At 65.0% G+C, this 17888-nt stretch carries 17 protein-coding genes; 4 read left to right on the plus strand and 13 right to left on the minus strand.

Features of this window, described 5'->3' with window-relative positions:
- Positions 1-19: 19 nt before the first annotated feature.
- From accD to G481_RS0111025, 9 genes are all read right to left on the minus strand, one after another.
- On the minus strand, positions 20-940 hold the full coding sequence (gene accD, locus G481_RS0110985; protein WP_028030073.1) for an acetyl-CoA carboxylase, carboxyltransferase subunit beta: 921 nt from the start codon (positions 938-940) through the stop codon (positions 20-22).
- 273 nt (positions 941-1213) lie between these two features.
- Positions 1214-2845: an AMP-binding protein gene (locus tag G481_RS0110990; protein ID WP_245594957.1), complete on the minus strand. Its 1632-nt coding sequence runs from the start codon at positions 2843-2845 to the stop codon at positions 1214-1216.
- 82 nt (positions 2846-2927) lie between these two features.
- The gene (locus G481_RS0110995; protein ID WP_028030075.1) at positions 2928-3341 is read right to left on the minus strand and encodes a RidA family protein; all 414 of its coding nucleotides are present in this window, start codon (positions 3339-3341) and stop codon (positions 2928-2930) included.
- Positions 3334-3756: an acyl-CoA thioesterase gene (locus G481_RS0111000; RefSeq protein WP_028030076.1), complete on the minus strand. Its 423-nt coding sequence runs from the start codon at positions 3754-3756 to the stop codon at positions 3334-3336. The genes G481_RS0110995 and G481_RS0111000 overlap by 8 nt, the downstream gene beginning before the upstream one ends.
- Positions 3753-4892, minus strand: a complete 1140-nt coding sequence (locus tag G481_RS0111005) for an acyl-CoA dehydrogenase family protein (RefSeq protein ID WP_028030077.1) — start codon at positions 4890-4892, stop codon at positions 3753-3755. The genes G481_RS0111000 and G481_RS0111005 overlap by 4 nt, the downstream gene beginning before the upstream one ends.
- A gap of 93 nt (positions 4893-4985) precedes the next feature.
- A complete protein-coding gene (locus tag G481_RS0111010; RefSeq protein ID WP_028030078.1) occupies positions 4986-5804 on the minus strand; it encodes an enoyl-CoA hydratase family protein in 819 nt (272 codons plus the stop codon).
- Entirely contained in the window at positions 5801-6241 is a 441-nt protein-coding gene (locus tag G481_RS0111015) for a MarR family winged helix-turn-helix transcriptional regulator (protein ID WP_028030079.1), read from the minus strand. The genes G481_RS0111010 and G481_RS0111015 overlap by 4 nt, the downstream gene beginning before the upstream one ends.
- Positions 6238-6978, minus strand: a complete 741-nt coding sequence (locus G481_RS0111020; protein ID WP_028030080.1) for an SDR family NAD(P)-dependent oxidoreductase — start codon at positions 6976-6978, stop codon at positions 6238-6240. Before G481_RS0111020 ends, G481_RS0111015 begins: the two co-directional genes overlap by 4 nt.
- Entirely contained in the window at positions 6975-9263 is a 2289-nt protein-coding gene (locus tag G481_RS0111025) for a bifunctional salicylyl-CoA 5-hydroxylase/oxidoreductase (protein ID WP_028030081.1), read from the minus strand. The genes G481_RS0111020 and G481_RS0111025 overlap by 4 nt, the downstream gene beginning before the upstream one ends.
- Before the next feature lie 163 nt (positions 9264-9426).
- On the opposite strand from G481_RS0111025, the gene G481_RS0111030 reads away from it, so the two are divergent.
- Together G481_RS0111030 and G481_RS0111035 are read left to right on the plus strand one after the other, a co-directional pair.
- Positions 9427-10731 (plus strand): mechanosensitive ion channel family protein, encoded by a 1305-nt coding sequence (locus G481_RS0111030; RefSeq protein ID WP_028030082.1) that lies wholly within the window; start codon positions 9427-9429, stop codon positions 10729-10731.
- Positions 10728-11915 carry a TIGR03862 family flavoprotein gene (locus G481_RS0111035; protein ID WP_028030083.1) on the plus strand — a complete coding sequence of 396 codons (1188 nt, stop codon included), beginning with the start codon at positions 10728-10730 and terminating at the stop codon, positions 11913-11915. The genes G481_RS0111030 and G481_RS0111035 overlap by 4 nt, the downstream gene beginning before the upstream one ends.
- Positions 11916-12009: 94 nt before the next feature.
- On the opposite strand, the gene G481_RS0111040 is transcribed toward G481_RS0111035, so the two are convergent.
- Positions 12010-12705 (minus strand): glutathione S-transferase N-terminal domain-containing protein, encoded by a 696-nt coding sequence (locus G481_RS0111040; RefSeq protein ID WP_028030084.1) that lies wholly within the window; start codon positions 12703-12705, stop codon positions 12010-12012.
- Between the two features lie 157 nt (positions 12706-12862).
- On the opposite strand from G481_RS0111040, the gene mscL reads away from it, so the two are divergent.
- Positions 12863-13273: a large conductance mechanosensitive channel protein MscL gene (mscL, locus tag G481_RS0111050; protein WP_028030085.1), complete on the plus strand. Its 411-nt coding sequence runs from the start codon at positions 12863-12865 to the stop codon at positions 13271-13273.
- Positions 13274-13411: 138 nt separating this feature from the next.
- Here the strand turns inward: mscL and ald are convergent, their stop codons facing one another.
- Complete coding sequence (gene ald / locus G481_RS0111055) at positions 13412-14527, minus strand: alanine dehydrogenase (RefSeq protein ID WP_028030086.1); 1116 nt, start codon at positions 14525-14527, stop codon at positions 13412-13414.
- Between the two features lie 153 nt (positions 14528-14680).
- On the opposite strand from ald, the gene G481_RS0111060 reads away from it, so the two are divergent.
- The gene (locus G481_RS0111060; RefSeq protein WP_028030087.1) at positions 14681-15142 is read left to right on the plus strand and encodes an Lrp/AsnC family transcriptional regulator; all 462 of its coding nucleotides are present in this window, start codon (positions 14681-14683) and stop codon (positions 15140-15142) included.
- Between the two features lie 32 nt (positions 15143-15174).
- On the opposite strand, the gene G481_RS26370 is transcribed toward G481_RS0111060, so the two are convergent.
- A complete protein-coding gene (locus tag G481_RS26370; protein WP_169728713.1) occupies positions 15175-15453 on the minus strand; it encodes a hypothetical protein in 279 nt (92 codons plus the stop codon).
- 101 nt (positions 15454-15554) lie between these two features.
- Complete coding sequence (pnp, locus tag G481_RS0111070) at positions 15555-17696, minus strand: polyribonucleotide nucleotidyltransferase (RefSeq protein WP_028030088.1); 2142 nt, start codon at positions 17694-17696, stop codon at positions 15555-15557.
- Between the last annotated feature and the right edge of the window lie 192 nt (positions 17697-17888).

The following is a 17888-nucleotide window of genomic DNA, read 5'->3' on the forward strand; positions in this document are numbered from 1 at the left end:
GGCAGGCAACGGGCCAGGCTCAGGCGGCCGGCGCCTCGGGTTCTTCGATGGGCTGCGGATCGGCCGGGGGCAGATCGCCCTTGATGGCCGGCGGCAGGTTGGTCAGCATCCGCAAGATGGTGACCAGCTCGTCCCGCAGGTTCTTGCGATGCGTCACCCGGTCCAGCATCCCGTGATCCAGCAGATATTCGGCGCGCTGGAACCCTTCGGGCAGCTTCTCGCGGATGGTCTGCTCGATCACGCGGGGGCCTGCAAAGCAGATCAGCGCGTTCGGCTCGGCGATCTGCACATCGCCCAGCATGGCATAGCTGGCCGTGACCCCGCCGGTCGTCGGATGCGTGAGCACGACGACATAGGGCAGGCCGGCCTCCTTGAGCATCTCGATGGCGACGGTGGTGCGCGGCATCTGCATCAGCGACAGAATGCCTTCCTGCATCCGCGCGCCGCCAGCCGCGGCAAAGACCACGAAGGGCCGTTTCAGTTCCACCGCGCGGCGGGCGCCAGCCACGAAGGCGTTTCCGACATACATGCCCATCGAGCCGCCCATGAAGGCGAAATTCTGCGCCGCGGCGACGATGGGGGTGCGCAGCACCTCGCCTTCGGCGACCAGCATAGCCTCTTTCTCGCCGGTGGCCTTCTGGGCGGACTTCATCCGCTCGGGGTAACGCTTCTGGTCCTTGAACTGCAGCGGGTCGGCCAGCGGTTCGGGCACCTTGACCTCGACGAAGATCCCGCCGTCGAACAGCGCCTTGAACCGATCACGCGGGGTGATGGCCATATGGTGATCGCAGTTCGAGCAGACGTTGAGGTTTTCCGCCAGTTCACGGTGGAACAGCATGGTCCCGCATTCGGGGCATTTGGTCCACAGGTTCTCGGGCACTTCGCGGCGCGAGAACAGCGAGTTGATCTTGGGTCGGACGTAGTTGGTGATCCAGTTCATCGCGGGCCCTCGAGATAGCGGCATAGAACCCCGCAGATAAGGGGTAGGGCCGGGAAATGCAATCGCAGCAAAGGCGGCGGGGCGGCGGCCCGGCGCCTTGGCCGGATCGACAGGCGATCAGCCTATGCGCGCGGCCCCGGCCCCGGAGGGGGTTTGCCCCCCTCCGGACCACCCCGCAGGGTATTTGGAAAAAGGCAAGGACGGGTGAGCGGGCGTGTCAGCCCCGCCGCCTTGCCGCGCGCTGGCGCAGGTCTTGCCGGATGCCGCGCCGCCCTAGTTGCCCTTGCGCAAGGCGAAGCGCTGGATCTTGCCGCTGGCAGTTTTCGGCAGTGCGCCCACGAAATGCACCCGGCGGGGATATTTGTAGGGGGCAATCGTCGCCTTGACGTGATCTTGCAGGATTCTCACCTCGTCCGGGCCCGGCTGAACGCCGTGGGCCAGCACGACATAGGCCGAAACGATCTGCCCGCGCGCATCGTCCGGCTCGCCGATCACGGCGCATTCCAGAACGTCCGGGTGCTTGAGCAGCGCCGCCTCGACATCCGGCCCTGCGATGTTGTAGCCGGCCGAGACGATCATGTCGTCGTTGCGGGCGGCAAAGTGGAAGTAGCCGTCCTCGTCCTGCCAGAAGGCATCGCCCGTCAGGTTCCAGCCGTTCTGGACGTATTTCAGCTGGCGATCGTCGGCCATGTAGCGGCAGCCGATCGGGCCGCGCACGGCCAGGCGGCCAATCTCGCCGCGCGGCTTCTCGTTCCCCTCGTCGTCGACGATCCTGGCCATGTAGCCGGTCAGCGGCTTGCCGGTGCAGGCGGGGCGGTGATCCTCGAAGCGGTTCGAGATGAAGATGTGCAGCATCTCGGTGGCACCGATGCCGTCCAGCATGGGCTTGCCGGTCCGCTCGATCCATTCCTCGTAGACCGGGCCGGGCAGGGTTTCGCCCGCGCTGACAGCGGCGCGCAGGGACGACAGATCCGCGCCTTCCTTCATCGCCTTGATCATCACCCGGTAGGCGGTGGGCGCGGTAAAGCAGACGGTCGCCTTGTATTGCTGGATCAGGTCGATCATGTTGGGGGGCGAGGCGTTTTCCAGCAGGCACGCCGCCGCGCCAAAGCGCAGCGGGAACACCGCCAGCCCGCCAAGACCAAAGGTGAAGGCCAGCGGCGGGGAACCCACGAACACATCTTCGGGCGTCGGGTTCAGCACCTCTTTGGCATAGGCATCCGCGATGATCAGGATATCGCGGTGGAAATGCATCGTCGCCTTGGGATGGCCCGTGGTGCCCGAGGTAAAGCCCAGCAGCGCCACATCATCGCGCCCGGTCCTGACCGCATCGAAGCGCACCGATTTCTTCAGCGCGGCGCGGTCAAGTTCGGCATCGTGGTTTGCGGTGCCGTCAAAGCCCACGACCGTATGCAGATGGACCGAACCCTTGGCGCATTCGACCATCTCGTCCATCAGGCGGGTGTCGCACAGGGCGACGCCGATTTCGGCCTTGTCGACGATCTGGGCGATTTCCCCCGCGCGCAGCATGGGCATGGTGTTCACCACCACGGCGCCAGCCTTGGTCGCCGCCAGCCAGCAGGCCACCATCGCCGGGTTGTTGGCGGACCGGATCAGCACCCGGTTGCCCGGCTTGACGCCGTAATCCTCGACCAGCGCATGGGCCAGACGGTTCGTCCAGTCCGACAGTTCCTTGTAGGTGCGCACCCGGCCATTGCCGATCAGCGCCGTATGGTCGCCAAAGCCCCGCTCGACCATGCGGTCGGTCAGTTCCACCGCCGCATTCAGCCATTCGGGATACTGGAAGCGGTCGAGCAGCAGCTCGGGCCACTGATCAAAGGGCGGCAGGTTGTCGCGCGTGAACGTATCGACATGCCCCGAAGGGCCAAGCACATGGCCAGTCATTGATGTCTCCCGGTTTGGTCGGCCTCTGACGGGCCATTATTGAAGGACGCGCCCCGATCTTGCGGGGCGCGCCAGATCCCGATCAGTCGGGAATGACGGCGGTTGCCTCGATCTCGACCTTGGCGCGGTCCTCGACCAGTGCCACCACTTGCACCAGCGCCATCGCCGGGAAGTGCTTGCCGATGGTCTCGCGGTAGGCGCGGCCGACCTCGCGAATGCCGTCCAGATATTCGCGCTTGCTGGTCACATACCAGGTCAGGCGCACGATATGTTCGGGCTTGCCACCCGCCTCGGCCAGCACGGTGACGATGTTCGACAGGGTCTGGCGGACCTGGCCTGCGAAATCATCCGTCTCGAATTCCTGCTGGCCGTTCCAGCCGATATGGCCGCCAAGGAAAACCATCTTGCCACGAGCGGCAACGCCATTGGCATAACCGACAGCAGGCTTCCAGCCCTTGGGGTTGAGGAATTCGTGCGGGCTTGTCGCCTCAGCCATCTTGGCCTCCCATCTCGAGTTGCGCGTGCAGTTTGCTGCGGATGTCCTCGGGCCAGGCAGCCGCCTTGCCATCGTCGATCCACACAAGGGTATTTTCGGTGATCAACCGCACCTCGTCGCCCATGGCGGCGGTGATGCGGACCTTCAGACTGGACCGGCCAACGCCGGTGACGACAAGCGTGAACGGCACCTTGTCGCCCAACCGCGAGGGCGCCATGAAGTTGCAGTTGATCGAGACCGTCGGCACCCCGTGATGGTTGCCGCCCGTGTGCATCCGGGCAAAGGAATAACCGACGTAGTCTTCGAAGAAATTCTCGACGACCGAATTGATCATCTCGAAATAGCGGGGATAGAACACGATCCCCGCCGGATCGCAGTGATTGAACTCGATCGGGACGATGCGGGTATAGCTCATGCGTCCAGCGCCGCCCGCGCGATGACCACCTTCTGCACGTCTGTCGCGCCTTCATAGATGCGCAGGGCACGGATCTCGCGATACAGGCTTTCGACGATGAAGCCCTTGCGCACCCCGTCGCCGCCATGCAACTGCAAGGCGGTGTCGATGACACGCTGCGCGGCCTCGGTCGCGTTCAGCTTGGCCATGGCAGCTTCGCGGCTGACACGGGGGGCGCCCATGTCCTTGGTCCAGGCAGCACGATAGACCAGCAGCGCGCTGGCATCGACGTCCAGCGCCATGTCGGCGATATGGCCCTGCACCATCTGCAACTCGTGCAAGGGCGCGCCGAACAGCTGGCGCTCCTTGACCCGTGCCAGCGCCTCGTCCAGCGCGCGGCGGGCAAAGCCCAGTGCAGCGGCGCCAACGGTGGACCGGAACACGTCCAGCACCGACATGGCCACCTGGAACCCGCGCCCCGGCTGGCCGATCATCGCACTGGCCGGCAGGCGGATGTCGTTGAACCGCAGATGCGCCAGCGGATGCGGCGCCACCACCTCGATCCGCTCGACGATTTCCAGACCGGGGGTATCGGCGGGCAGCAGAAAGGCCGACAGGCCCTTGGCGCCCGGCGCCTCTCCGGTGCGGGCAAAGACCACATACAGATCGGCAATCCCGCCGTTCGAGATATAGGTCTTCTCGCCGTTCAGGATGAATCCGTCGCCATCGCGCACCGCCGTCGTCGCGGTGCGCGCCACATCCGACCCCGATCCCGGCTCGGTCAGCGCAAAGGCGGAAATCGCCTGGCCGGCGCGGGTCTTGTCCAGCCACTTGCGCTGCTCGGGCGTGCCGAAAAGCGAGACCGCGCCCATCCCCAGCCCCTGCATGGCAAAGGCGAAATCGGCCAGCCCGTCATGGCGCGCCAGCGTCTCGCGAATGATGCACAGGCTGCGCACGTCCAGCGCCTCGCCCTCACCCGCGCCGGAATGCTTCAGCCAGCCGCCCTGCCCCAGCATCGCCACCAGCGACCGGCAGGCCGCATCGGTGTCGGAATGGTCCACATGCAGATTGGCCGCGCACCAAGCGTCCAGCCCCTCGGCCAGCGCGCGGTGCTTGTCCTCGAAGAACGGCCAGCTCAGAAAACTACGATCTGCCATTTTGCCTTTTCCCAAATACCCTCGGGGGTTTCCAAAGGGGGCAAACAGCCCCCTTTGGGCGGGGGGTGCGGGGGGCAGCTGCCCCCCGCGACCTCAATTCCCTTCGAACACCGGCTTTTCCTTGGCCACAAAGGCATTGTAGGCGCGCACGAAATCCTGCGTCTGCATGCAGATCGCCTGCGCCTGCGCCTCGGCCTCGATGGCCTGCTCCAGCCCCATGTTCCATTCCTGGTTGATCTGGGTCTTGGTGATCCCATGGGCAAAGGTCGGCCCGGCGGCGATCCGCTGCGCGAGCTTCAGCGCCTCGGCCTCCAGCGCCTCGGGGGCGTGCAGGGCGTTCCAGAAGCCCCAGCGCTCGCCCTCGTCGGCGCTCATCACCCGGCCGGTATACAGCAGCTCCGCCGCCCGGCCCTGGCCGATGATGCGCGGCAGCATGGCGCAGGCGCCCATGTCGCAGCCGGCCAGACCCACGCGGGTGAACAGGAAGGCGCATTTGGCATCGGGCGTTGCCACCCGCAGATCCGAGGCCATGGCGACAATCGCCCCTGCCCCCACGCAGATCCCGTCCACCGCCGAGATGATCGGCTTGCCGCAGCCGATCATCGCCTTGACCAGATCGCCGGTCATGCGGGTAAAGGCCAGCAGCTCCTTCATGTTCATCTTGGTCAGCGGGCCGATGATTTCATGCACATCGCCGCCAGAACAGAAGTTGCCCTGGTTCGAGGCAAAGATCACCACATCCACATCGGTCGCATAGACCAGCTTTCGGAAGGTGTCGCGCAGTTCGGCATAGCTTTCGAACGACAGCGGGTTCTTGCGCTCGGGGCGGTTCAGCCGGACGGTCGCGATGCGGTCCTTCACCTCCCACAGGAAATGCTGCGGCGTCAGGCCGGCCATCTCGAATTCGGTCATTCCTTTTCTCTCCCCATGCGTTTCAGGATGGCGGTCAGCGCATCCAGATCGGCCTCGTCCACATGTTCAAAAATCCGGCTCAGCTCGGATTCGTGCCCGGCGGCCCAGCCTTCAAAGACGCGCTCGCCCTCGGGGGTCAGCGCGACATAGACGGTGCGGCGGTCGGTTTCCGACGGCGTGCGCTTGGCCAGCCCGTCCTTTTCCAGCCGGTCCACCACCGTCGTTGCATTGCCGTTCGAGACCAGCAGCATCCGGCTGAGCTCGCTCATCGTCACCCCGTCGCGGCGGCGCCACAGCGCGGCCATCACATCGAACCGCGGCAGCGTGGTATCATGGGTCAGGCGCAGATATTCGCGCAACTGCCCCTCGGCCGCCCGGGTCACCCCAAGCAGACGGATCCACATCTTCAACCGGCGCTTCGACAACGGGTCTGTCATACCTCTCCCCCGGCAATCGCGATGGACTGTCCGTTCATGGCATCGGAACCCGGCCCGCACAACCACAAGGCGGCGGCCGTCACCTCGGCAGGCTGCACAAGGCGGCCCTGAGGGTTGGTCGCGGTCAAGGCGCCCAAGGCATAGGCACGGTCCTTGCCGGTCTTTTCCATGATATTGGCGATGGACCGTTCGGTCATCTCGGTATCGAGGAAACCGGGGCACAGCGCATTCACCGTGACCGGCTTTTTCGCCACCTCTTGCGCCACTGACCGCACCAGCCCCACAACCCCGTGCTTGGCCGCCGCATAGGGCGCGACATAGCCATAGCCCTTGAGCCCGGCCGTCGAGGCAATGGCGATCAGCCGCCCCCAGCCCGGGAACTGCCGCAGCCCTTCGCGAAAGGTCAGGAAGGTTCCGGTCAGGTTGACCGCCAGCATGGCGTTCCAGTGATCCATCGTCACCCGGCCCAGCGGCGCGCTGTCAGACGCACCCGCATTCGCGATCACGATGTCGCAAGGGCCAGCCTGGTCGAACATCGCCTTGACGCTGGCCTCGTCGGTCACATCGGCGGTGATGGCGCGGGCGCCCGGCAGGGCCCCCGCAACTTTTTCCAGCGGCTCGGCCCGGCGGCCGGTCACCACGACCTCGGCCCCGGCGGCGGCAAAGCCGCGCGCCAGATCCGCGCCCGTGCCGGTGCCGCCCCCGGTGATCAGAACCCGCTTGCCTGCCAGCATCATGCCCGGATCGTCTCCTGTTGCCGCTCGCGCAGACGATACAGCAGATCGCGCCCGCCCTTGTAGGGCTGCGGCCAGTCGACGGCGGTGTCGCCCTGCTCGGCCGCGGCATGCAGCGTCCAGTAGGGATCGGCCAGATGCATCCGCGCCAGCATGACCAGATCGGCCCGGCCCGCCATCAGGATGCCGTTCACCTGATCCCAGTCCGAGATATTGCCGACCGTCATGGTGGGTATCCCGGCCTCGTTGCGGATGCGGTCCGAGAACGGGGTCTGGAACATCCGGCCATAGATCGGCTTTTCGGCCGGATCGGTCTGGCCCGAGGACACGTCGATGATATCGGCGCCGGCAGCGCGGAAGGCCTTGGCGACCTCGACGGCTTCCTCGGGCGTGACGCCCCCCTCGATCCAGTCATGGGCCGAAATCCGCACCGACATCGGCTTGTCCGCCGCAAAGGCCGCACGCATCGCGCGGAACACCTCCAGCGGATAGCGCAGGCGGTTTTCCAGCGATCCGCCGTATTCATCGGTCCGGGTGTTGGTGATCGGCGAGATGAACGAGGCCAGCAGATAGCCATGCGCCGCGTGCATCTCGATCATGTCGGCCCCGGCGCGATCGGCCATCTGGGCCGCCGCGACGAACTGCGCCTTCACCGCCTCCAGGTCTGCCTTGTCCATCGCCTTGGGCGTCTGACTGGCCGGCTTGTAGGGAATGGCACTGGCGCTGAGGATCGGCCAGTTGCCCTCGGGCAGCGGCGCGTCGATCCCGCCGCCTTCCCACGGCACGCAGGTGGATGCCTTGCGCCCGGCATGACCGATCTGGATGCAGAACTTCGCGGTGGTTTCGGCATGGATGAAATCGGCCAGCCGCTTCCATGCTGCCTCGTGCTCGGGGGCATAAAGGCCGGGGCACCCGGGGGTGATGCGGCCGACATCCGACACGCAGGCCATTTCGGTATAGATCAGGCCCGCGCCGCCCTTGGCGCGCTCGGCATAATGGATCAGGTGCCAGTCGGTCGGGCAGCCGTCCACCGCCTTGTATTGCGCCATCGGCGACATCACGATGCGGTTCTTCAGCGTCATGTTGCCCAAGCGGAAGGGCGCGAACATCGGGCGGCGGCCCTTTTGCCCGCCAGCCTGGTCCTGGAACCAGTCCTCGGCCTCGGCCAGCCAGGCGGCATCGCGCTTGCGTAGGTTTTCATGGCTGATGCGCTGGCTGCGGGTCAGCAGAGAATAGGCGAACTGGATCGGATCCATGTCCAGATAGCGCTCGACCTGTTCGAACCATTCCAGGCTGTTGCGTGCCGCCGACTGCAGGCGCAGCACCTCGACCCGGCGCTCTTCCTGGTAGCGCTGGAAGGCCTTTTCCATCGTCGGTTCGGAATGCAGATATTCCGCCAGCGCGATCGCACTGTCGAACGCCAGACGCGAGCCCGACCCGATCGAGAAATGCCCGGTCGCCGCCGCATCGCCCATCAGGACGACGTTTTCATGATACCACTTTTCGCAGATCACGCGCGGGAACTGGATCCACACGGCCGAGCCGCGCAGGTGGTTGGCGTTCGACATCAGATCGTGGCCGCCCAGATGCTTTTCAAAGATCTTGCGGCAGGTCTCGACGATCTCTTCCTTGGACATATGCTCGAAACCCCATTTGTCCCAGGTCTCGGGCAGGGTCTCGACGATGAAGGTCGCCGTGTTGTCGTCGAACTGGTAGACGTGGGCCCACATCCAGCCGTGTTCGGTCTTTTCAAAGATGAAGGTGAAGGCGTCGGCAAATTTCTGGTGGGTGCCCAGCCAGATGAACTTGCACTTGCGCACGTCGATATCGGGCTTGAACACATCCTTGTATTCGTTGCGCACGATGCTGTTCAGACCGTCGCAGCCAACGACAAGGTCATAGTCCTTGCGGTATTCCTCGGCCGTCTTGAAGGTGGTTTCGAATTCCATCTTCACGCCCAGCTCGCGGGCGCGCTGTTGCAGCAAGATCAGCATGGCCTTGCGGCCGATCCCGGCAAAGCCATGACCACCCGACACGACGCGCGTGCCGTTGTGGATGGTGGCAATGTCATCCCAATAGGCAAAGTTCGACCGGATCGCCTCGGTCGAGACGGGGTCGTTCTTCTGCATGCGGCTCAGTGCATCGTCCGACAGCACGACGCCCCAGCCAAAGGTATCGTTCGCCTTGTTGCGCTCCAGCACGGTGACATCGTGCGAGGCATCACGCAGTTTCATGGAGATGGCGAAGTAGAGACCGGCAGGACCGCCGCCAAGGCAGAGAATCTTCATCGGGTTCCTCCGAATGGGCGTTATGGGGCTCAGGCTAGCGCCGCCCGGATATTATTTCAATCTTAAAATTTCACACCTTCAAGATTCCGCTTTGCACCGGGTGGCTTGCCTGCACACGGTTTCTTTGCGATTGCGCCCCTGTCACCAGTTCGGAGCCCGTCTCATGGAATTCCAGCCAGAGTTCGTCGAAACCATGACGGGCCATGCCCGGCTCGTGCTGGATCTGGCGATCGACTGGCTGACCAGCCCGGCCGCCTGGTCGCAGTTTGCCCTGCTGGTGCTTGCCTGGCTGCTGGCCCGGCTGATCACGGCGCGGATGCGCCCGCATCTGGTGCGGCTGCTGACCCCCGCGCCGGGGGCGGCCCGCCTGCTGGCGCCCTCGATGCGGGTGCTGTGCAGCCTGCTGCCGCTGATGATGCCGCTGCTGGCCTTTCTGTTCACCGCCGTGGGCGAGGAGCTGACGCGATCCGTCTTCGGGTCCGGCACGGTCATTGCCTTTGGCAAGCGCATCTTCCTGTTCCTTGCTGCCCGCATCCTGGTCAACGAGGTGCTGACCGACAGTTTCCTGCGCCTCATGGGGCGCTATGTGCTGCTGCCGATCATGGCGATCCATGCCGTGGGCCTGCTTGATCCGGTGTCGGCCCGGCTGCATGAGGTGCGGGTGGAACTGGGCGACATCCGCTTTACCCTGATGGGGCTGATCCGCGGGGTGATCGCCGGCGCGCTGCTGTTCTGGGCCGGGGCCTGGTCCAACCGGCACTCCGAGACCTACATCAATCGCCAGGACGAGCTGCGCCCCGCGACGCGCGAACTGGCCAGCAAGGCGGCGCAGATCGCCATCTTCGGCACGGCCTTCCTGATCCTGATGCAGATCATGGGGATCGACCTGACCGCCATCGCCGTTCTGGGCGGCGCGCTTGGCGTTGGCATCGGCCTTGGCCTGCAACAAATCGCGGCGAATTTCGTCTCGGGCGTGATCTTGCTGCTCGAAGGGCAGACGACCGTGGGCGACTATGTCGAACTTGACGACGGGCAGGCCGGCACGATCATCAAGATGACCGCCCGCGCCTGTATCCTGCAGACGGTCGATGGCCGCTGGATCGTGGTGCCGAACGAGAATTTCATCACCTCGCGCATCGTCAACTACTCTGACGCCGGGTCCGCCCACCGCTACGAGGTGGACTTCTCGGTCGCCTATGAAACCGACATCCACCGCGTGCCCCCGCTGATCGAGGCTGCCGTCGGCGCCCTGCCCTTTGTGCTGGACCAGCCCGAGCCGGTGGAATGCGAACTGAAGGGCTTTGGCGACAGCGCGGTGAATTTCAGCGTCGAATTCTGGGTCAACGGGATCGAGGATCTGACCGACAAGTTCCAATCGCGCGTGCTGTTCGCCGTCTGGGATGCGCTCAAGTCCGAAGGCATCCAGATGCCCTTTCCGCAGCGTGTCATCCATATGGCCAAGGCATGAAGACCGCGCTGGTCATCGGGGCTGGTCCCGCCGGGCTGATGGCGGCCGAGGAACTGGCCCGCGCCGGCTGGCAGGTGACGGTGGCCGAGGCCAAACCCTCGCCTGCTCGCAAGTTCCTGATGGCGGGCAAGTCGGGCCTCAACCTGACCCGCGGCGAGCCCTTGCCCGCCTTCACCGCCCGCTATCCGCAAGGCGCCGACTGGCTGGCGCCGATGCTGGCGGCCTTTGGCCCGGCGCAGGTGCAGGACTGGGCGCGCGGACTGGGGCAAGAGGTGTTCACCGGCTCGACCGGCCGGGTGTTTCCCGTGGTGATGAAGGGCTCGCCCCTGCTGCGCGCCTGGCTGGCCCGGCTGTCGGGCTTGGGGGTGGTGCTGCGCACCCGCTGGCGATGGACCGGGTTTCAAGGCGCGGCGCTGGCCTTTGACACCCCCGACGGGCCGCGCCTGCTGACGCCCGACCGCACGATCCTTGCGCTTGGCGGCGCCAGCTGGCCGCGCCTCGGGTCCGATGCTGCCTGGGTGCCCTGGCTGGCCGCGCGCGGGGTGGTGATCGCGCCGTTCCACCCCTCGAACGCCGGGCTTGTCGTGGACTGGTCCCCCCATATGGCCCGCCACTTTGGCGCGGCGCTCAAGGGGATCCGGTTAACAGCTGCCGACTTTTCCAGCCGGGGCGAGGTGACGATTTCCGCGCGCGGGCTGGAAGGTGGCGGCCTTTACCCGCTGACCCCGGCCCTGCGCGATGGCGCGGCGCTGATCATCGACCTCATGCCGGATACAGACGCCGCCACACTGGCCGCCCGCCTGACCCGGCGCGGCAAGGACAGCCTGACCAACACCCTGCGCAAGGCCGGCCTTGACGCTGCCAAGATCGCACTGGCCCAGGACTGCGCGCGCCCGCTGCCAACCGATCCGCAGGCGCTGGCCAGGCGGCTCAAGGCCCTGCCCATCCCGCACAAGGGCCCCCGCCCGATGGACGAGGCGATCTCGACCGCAGGCGGCATCCGGCGCGATGCAGTGGACGACGGGCTGCAACTGCGCGCCTTGCCGGGGATATACGCGGCAGGCGAGATGCTGGACTGGGATGCCCCGACGGGCGGCTATCTGCTGACGGCCAGCCTGGCCAGCGGCCGCTGGGCGGGCCGCGCGGCGGCGGGTGTCGATCCGGCCACAGCCTTTTCGACTTGATCCAGATATCCTCGGGGGCTTCTCTGGGGGCTTCTCAAGGGGGTGGAAAACCCCCTTGAGCGGGGGGCGCGGGGGGCTGGCCCCCCGCCCGCCCTCAGCCGCGCCCAGGCACCAGCAAGCCGCGCTGAACGGCGGGGCGGCTCAGGAACTGCTCCAGATAGGCCGGGACGTTCTTCAAGGTATCATACCCGGTGATGTCCCCTGCCTTGTAGAAATCGCGCAGCGTCCGCAGCCAGGGGGCAATCGCCATGTCAGCGATGGAATAGTCGCCCGCCACCCAGTCGCGCCCTTCCAGACGGCCCTCCAGCACCTTCAGCAGACGCTCGGCCTCGGCGCGGTAGCGCTCTTTCGGACGCGGGTCCTCGATCTCCTTGCCGGCGAAGGTATGAAAGAAGCCCAGTTGCCCGAACATCGGCCCAAGCCCGCCCATCTGGAACATCAGCCACTGGATGACCTCGTAGCGGTTCGCATCGGGCAGGAACTTTCCGGCCTTTTCCGCGAGGTAGACCAGGATCGCCCCGCTTTCGAACAGCGCCAGAGGCTTGCCGCCCGGCCCGTTGGGGTCAAGGATCGCCGGGATCTTGTTGTTCGGATTGAGGCTCAGGAACTCGGGCGACATCTGGTCGCTGGTGGCGAAATCCACCAGATGGGCATCATAGGGCAGCCCGCATTCCTCCAGCATGATCGACACCTTGACGCCATTCGGCGTTGCCAGCGAATACAGCTGGATCGCATCAGGATTGCGGGGGGGCCATTTGTGGGTGATGGCAAAATCGGCAAGTGCGGTCATCGGGGGCTCCATTGCGCTTCGGGACAGAGCTAGTCCGAAATTCCCCCTGATAAAAGCGCCTGCCCTGTGCGATACTGCGCGAAGGCTTGTGCCTGGCGTTCCATGAGGGCCCGCGCCGGCTGAAACAGCACGTGCAGAAATTGCATAGGGGACAGTAATGCTTAACGAATTCAAGACATTCATTGCCCGCGGCAATGTCATCGACCTTGCCGTCGGGATCATCATCGGTGCCGCGTTCACTGCCATCGTGAACTCGCTGGTGGCAGACCTGATCAACCCGATCATCGGCCTTGTCACCGGCGGGATCGACTTTTCCAACCTGTTCATCGACCTCTCCGGCACCGATCCCGCCTCGCTGAAGGCGGCCCGGGATGCCGGCGCGCCGGTCTTTGCCTATGGCTCGTTCATCACGGCGGTGATCAACTTTCTCATCATCGCCTGGGTGGTCTTCATGCTGGTCAAGGGCGTCAACCGGCTGAAAGCGCCGCCGCCTGCCCCGGCGCCCAAAGGGCCCACGACCGAAGAGCTGCTGATCCAGATCCGCGATGCACTGAAGGCCCGGGCCTGATCAGCGCCTCACCCCGGCGGCTGCAACTGTGGCCGGCCGGGGCCTCCGGCGGGGATATTTGGGGCAAGGCGAAATGACACAATGCCCCACGAAGTGCCGCGCCGACGCGCCGCGGACCCTGGTGGGGCATTGGTTTGCTCAGGCCAGTGCCTCGGATGGCGAGATGGAGGGCAGGCCCAGTGCCTCGCCGACGGCGGCATAGGTCAGCTGGCCGGCATGGACGTTCAGCCCGGCCAGCAGATGCGGATCCTCGGCGCAGGCGCGGCGCCAGCCCTTGCCAGCCAGCGCCAGCATGAAGGGCATGGTCGCATTGCCCAGCGCCATGGTCGAAGTGCGCGCCACCGCCCCCGGCATGTTGGCCACGCAATAGTGGATCACCCCGTCGACCGTATAGATCGGATCGGCATGGGTGGTCGCCTTTGACGTCTCGAAACAGCCGCCCTGGTCGATGGCGACATCCACGATGACCGAGCCCGGCTTCATCGTGGAAAGCTGCGCGCGGCTGACCAGCTTTGGCGCGGCGGCGCCGGGGATCAGCACGGCGCCGATCACCATATCCGCCTCGGGCAGCAATTCGGCCAGCGCGGCGGCGCTGGAATATTGCGTGGTCAGGCGGCCCTGAAAAATATCGTCCAGATACGACATTCGCGGGATCGAGCGGTCCAGCACCGTGACATTCGCCCCCATGCCCACCGCAACCCGCGCCGCCGCGGTGCCGACGACCCCGCCGCCGATGATCATCACATTGGCCGGCCGCACCCCCGGCACACCGCCCAGCAACACGCCGCGCCCGCCATTGGCCTTTTGCAGCGCCCAAGCCCCCATCTGGGGCGCCAGCCGCCCGGCGACCTCGGACATCGGGGCCAGCAGCGGCAACCCGCCAGTGCGATCGGTCACGGTTTCATAGGCAATCGCTGTGACGCCCGAGGCCAGCAGATCGCGCGTCTGATCCGGATCCGGGGCAAGGTGCAGGTAGGTGAACAGCAATTGCCCCTTGCGCAGCCGCGCGCGTTCGACGGCCTGAGGTTCCTTGACCTTGACGATCATCTCGGCGCTGGCAAACACCTCATCGGCGGTCGGAACGATGCTGGCGCCTGCTGCCACATAGTCGGCATCGGCAAAACCGGCCCCCGTTCCGGCGCCAGCCTCGACCATCACCTGATGGCCGTGGGCGACGGCTTCGCGCGCGGCCTGCGGCGTCAGGCCCACGCGGAATTCCTGGGGCTTGATCTCTTTCGGACATCCGATCTTCATGGTTCCTCCCTTGAACTGAAACCGGTCTTGGCGCCGGATCCGCAGGAATGATGCGCGCGAATCGATGCAAACGGCTTGGGATTTTGCGGGACGCCAGCCCCGAACCGCGCAAGCCCCTTGCGCCATGGCCCAACTTCATCGAAAATTCTTCGCATGAACGACCTTGACCCCACCGACCGCCGCATCCTGACCGTCCTGCAGCGCGACGGGCGCATCTCGAATGCCGATCTGGCCGAACAGATCAACCTGTCCGCATCGGCCTGCCATCGGCGCGTACAACGGCTGGAAGAGGAAGGCTACATCGACCGCTATGTCGCTTTGCTGGACGCGCGGCGCATGGGGCGCCCGACCACGGTGTTCGTGGAAATCACGTTGCAAGGACAGGCGGATGAACTGCTCGACGCTTTCGAGCGCGAGGTGGCCAAGGTGCCCGATGTTCTGGAATGCAATCTTATGGCCGGCTCTGCCGACTATCTGCTGAAGATCGTCGCGCAAGATACCGAGGATTTCGCCCGCATCCACCGCCAATACCTGAGCCGTCTGCCAGGCGTGGCAAAGATGCAGTCATCGTTTTCGCTGCGGACCGTCCTGAAGACCACCGCCATCGCGGTCTGAGCCCGGCAGGCCCCTTCGGGCCCGCCAATTCCTCAGAAGGACAGCGATGCCCCTGCCGGAGCCCCCAGTTGCACCGGGCGGCCGACAAAGGTCTTTTCCCCGTCGCGGATCGCGATGCGACCATCGCCAAAGGCGCGGACAAAGATGCCCTGAACAGAAACGCAACTTCCCAGAGTAATCGTGCGAATCATGTGATATCCCCAGACTTTCCCCGATTGAGCCCTGATCCCAGAATTGCGCATTCCGGTAAACAAATCACCAAGGATCTTCCGCCGCTGCGCAGAATTGTGGCGATCTGGAAACAGTTTCATCACGACAAGACCGTGCCTCGCCTGTCGCTGCCCGAAACCGGGGGCTGAATGCAATGGCCCCGGGGCTTCCCCCGGGGCCAAAAGGTCACGCCGTGACGGGCTCAGCCCTCGGCGTCTTCCTTTTTCTTCTCGGCGATTTCCTCGCCGGTTTCCTGGTCGACCATCTTCATGCCAAGCCGGACCTTGCCGCGCTCGTCAAAGCCGAGCAGCTTGACCTTCACTTCCTGGCCTTCCTTCAGCATCTCGTTCGGGTGCTGGAGGCGCTTGTTGGCGATCTGGCTGACATGGACCAGCCCGTCACGCTTGCCGAAGAAGTTCACGAAGGCGCCGAAATCGACCAGTTTCACCACCTTGCCGGTGTAGATCTGGCCGATTTCCGGCTCTGCCACGATCGACCAGATCATGTCATAGGCCTTCTTGATCGCAGCCGCATCGCTGGAGGCGATCTTGATCACGCCATCATCGTTGATGTCGACCTTGGCGCCCGACACTTCGACGATCTCGCGGATGACCTTGCCGCCCGAGCCGATCACTTCGCGGATCTTGTCGGTCGGGATGGTCAGCGTCTCGATCTTGGGGGCGTATTCGCTGAAGCCCTGCGGGGCGGACAGCGACTTGGCCATCTCGTTCAGGATGTGGACGCGGCCGTCCTTGGCCTGGGCCAGAGCCTGCTTCATGATTTCCGGGGTGATCCCGGCAACCTTGATGTCCATCTGCAGCGAAGTGATGCCGTTCGTGGTGCCGGCGACCTTGAAGTCCATGTCGCCGAGGTGATCCTCGTCGCCCAGGATGTCGGTCAGCACGGCCCATTTGCCGTCTTCTTCCAGGATCAGGCCCATGGCCACACCGGCCACCGGCGCCTTCAGCGGAACGCCCGCATCCATCATCGCCAGCGAGCCGCCGCAGACCGAAGCCATCGAGGACGAGCCGTTCGATTCCGTGATCTCGGACACGACGCGGATGGTATAGGGGAAATCGGTCGGCGCCGGCAGCACGGCCTGAAGCGCGCGCCAGGCCAGCTTGCCATGGCCGATTTCACGGCGACCGGGCGAGCCCACGCGGCCAACTTCACCAACCGAATAGGGCGGGAAGTTGTAGTGCAGCAGGAAGTTCGACCGATAGTTGCCGTTCAGCGCGTCGATGATCTGCTCATCCTCGCCGGTGCCCAGCGTGGTGACGACCAGGCCCTGGGTTTCGCCGCGGGTGAACAGCGCCGAGCCATGGGTGCGCGGCAGGATCCCGGTTTCCACCACGATCGGGCGAACGGTTTTCGTGTCGCGCCCGTCGATGCGGATGCCGTTGTTCACAACGTCGCCGCGCAGGATCGAGCTTTCCAGCTTCTTGATCGCCGAGCCAAGGTTGATGTCGGCCAGGTCTTCTTCCGACAGGCTGGCCTTGATGGCGGCAACCGCGGCCGAAATGGCGTTGGTGCGCTCCTGCTTGTCCTTGATGGCAAAGGCGGCGCGCATCTGCGCCTCGCCCGCCGCTTTCACCTTGCCATAGATCGCGGTCAGATCCGGCGGGGTGAAGTCGAAGGGCTCTTTCGCGGCGACTTCGGCCAGGTCGATGATCAGGTCGATCACCGGCTGCATCTGCTCGTGGCCAAAGACCACGGCGCCCAGCATCTCTTCCTCGGTCAGCTCGTAGGCTTCCGATTCCACCATCATCACGGCGTCCTTGGTGCCGGCGACGGCCAGATCCAGTCGCTGCTCGGGCTTGGAGCGCAGCTGGGTCATGTCATCCATGGCCGGGTTCAGGACATATTTGCCATCGACAAAGCCGACACGGGCCGCGCCGATCGGGCCCATGAACGGCACGCCCGAAATCGTCAGCGCGGCCGAGGCGGCGATCATCGCGACGATATCGGGGTCATTCACCAGGTCGCACGACAGCACGGTCGCCATGACCAGCACTTCGTTCTTGAAGCCTTCGACGAACAGCGGGCGGCAAGGACGGTCGATCAGACGCGAGACCAGCGTCTCCTTTTCCGACGGCCGCGCCTCGCGCTTGAAGAAGCCGCCAGGGATCTTGCCGGCGGCGTAGTATTTTTCCTGATAGTGCACGGTCAGGGGGAAGAAGTCCTGGCCCGGCTTTGCCTGCTTGGCAAAGGTCACGTTGGCCATGACCGAGGTTTCCCCCAGCGTGGCGATGACCGAGCCGTCTGCCTGGCGGGCGACCTTGCCCGTTTCCAGCGTCAGCGTCTCGCCGCCCCACTGAATGGATTTCTTGGTTATGTTGAACATTCGGTTTCCTCTTCGGAGCTCTCCCGGCCCCTGCCGGGTCTCCGCTTTTATGGCGGCCCCATTGCCGCCGCCCCAATCCTTCGCATGTGCCCGGGGCCAAGGGCGTCACGTCACAGATGGGGGCGGCACATACAGGAAAACAGGGGGTTTGGGAAGCGTCACGTTCGATGCAGAACGGAAACACAAGGACAT

This window comes from Gemmobacter nectariphilus DSM 15620 (assembly GCF_000429765.1).
In the GTDB taxonomy this organism is placed as follows: Bacteria; Pseudomonadota; Alphaproteobacteria; order Rhodobacterales; family Rhodobacteraceae; genus Wagnerdoeblera; species Wagnerdoeblera nectariphila.

Bases quoted from the DNA above. Each gene is read 5' to 3' on its own strand.
- G481_RS0111010 (WP_028030078.1), bottom strand. From the start codon at position 5,804: ATGACCGAATTCGAGATGGCCGGCCTGACGCCGCAGCATTTCCTGTGG.
- G481_RS0111015 (WP_028030079.1), bottom strand. From the start codon at position 6,241: ATGACAGACCCGTTGTCGAAGCGCCGGTTGAAGATGTGGATCCGTCTG.
- G481_RS0111030 (WP_028030082.1), top strand. From the start codon at position 9,427: ATGGAATTCCAGCCAGAGTTCGTCGAAACCATGACGGGCCATGCCCGG.
- G481_RS0111060 (WP_028030087.1), top strand. From the start codon at position 14,681: ATGAACGACCTTGACCCCACCGACCGCCGCATCCTGACCGTCCTGCAG.
- G481_RS0110995 (WP_028030075.1), bottom strand. From the start codon at position 3,341: ATGGCTGAGGCGACAAGCCCGCACGAATTCCTCAACCCCAAGGGCTGG.
- G481_RS0111035 (WP_028030083.1), top strand. From the start codon at position 10,728: ATGAAGACCGCGCTGGTCATCGGGGCTGGTCCCGCCGGGCTGATGGCG.
- G481_RS0111000 (WP_028030076.1), bottom strand. From the start codon at position 3,756: ATGAGCTATACCCGCATCGTCCCGATCGAGTTCAATCACTGCGATCCG.
- mscL (WP_028030085.1), top strand. From the start codon at position 12,863: ATGCTTAACGAATTCAAGACATTCATTGCCCGCGGCAATGTCATCGAC.
- accD (WP_028030073.1), bottom strand. From the start codon at position 940: ATGAACTGGATCACCAACTACGTCCGACCCAAGATCAACTCGCTGTTC.
- G481_RS0110990 (WP_245594957.1), bottom strand. From the start codon at position 2,845: ATGACTGGCCATGTGCTTGGCCCTTCGGGGCATGTCGATACGTTCACG.
- ald (WP_028030086.1), bottom strand. From the start codon at position 14,527: ATGAAGATCGGATGTCCGAAAGAGATCAAGCCCCAGGAATTCCGCGTG.
- G481_RS0111005 (WP_028030077.1), bottom strand. From the start codon at position 4,892: ATGGCAGATCGTAGTTTTCTGAGCTGGCCGTTCTTCGAGGACAAGCAC.
- G481_RS0111040 (WP_028030084.1), bottom strand. From the start codon at position 12,705: ATGACCGCACTTGCCGATTTTGCCATCACCCACAAATGGCCCCCCCGC.
- G481_RS0111025 (WP_028030081.1), bottom strand. From the start codon at position 9,263: ATGAAGATTCTCTGCCTTGGCGGCGGTCCTGCCGGTCTCTACTTCGCC.
- G481_RS26370 (WP_169728713.1), bottom strand. From the start codon at position 15,453: ATGAAACTGTTTCCAGATCGCCACAATTCTGCGCAGCGGCGGAAGATC.
- G481_RS0111020 (WP_028030080.1), bottom strand. From the start codon at position 6,978: ATGATGCTGGCAGGCAAGCGGGTTCTGATCACCGGGGGCGGCACCGGC.
- pnp (WP_028030088.1), bottom strand. From the start codon at position 17,696: ATGTTCAACATAACCAAGAAATCCATTCAGTGGGGCGGCGAGACGCTG.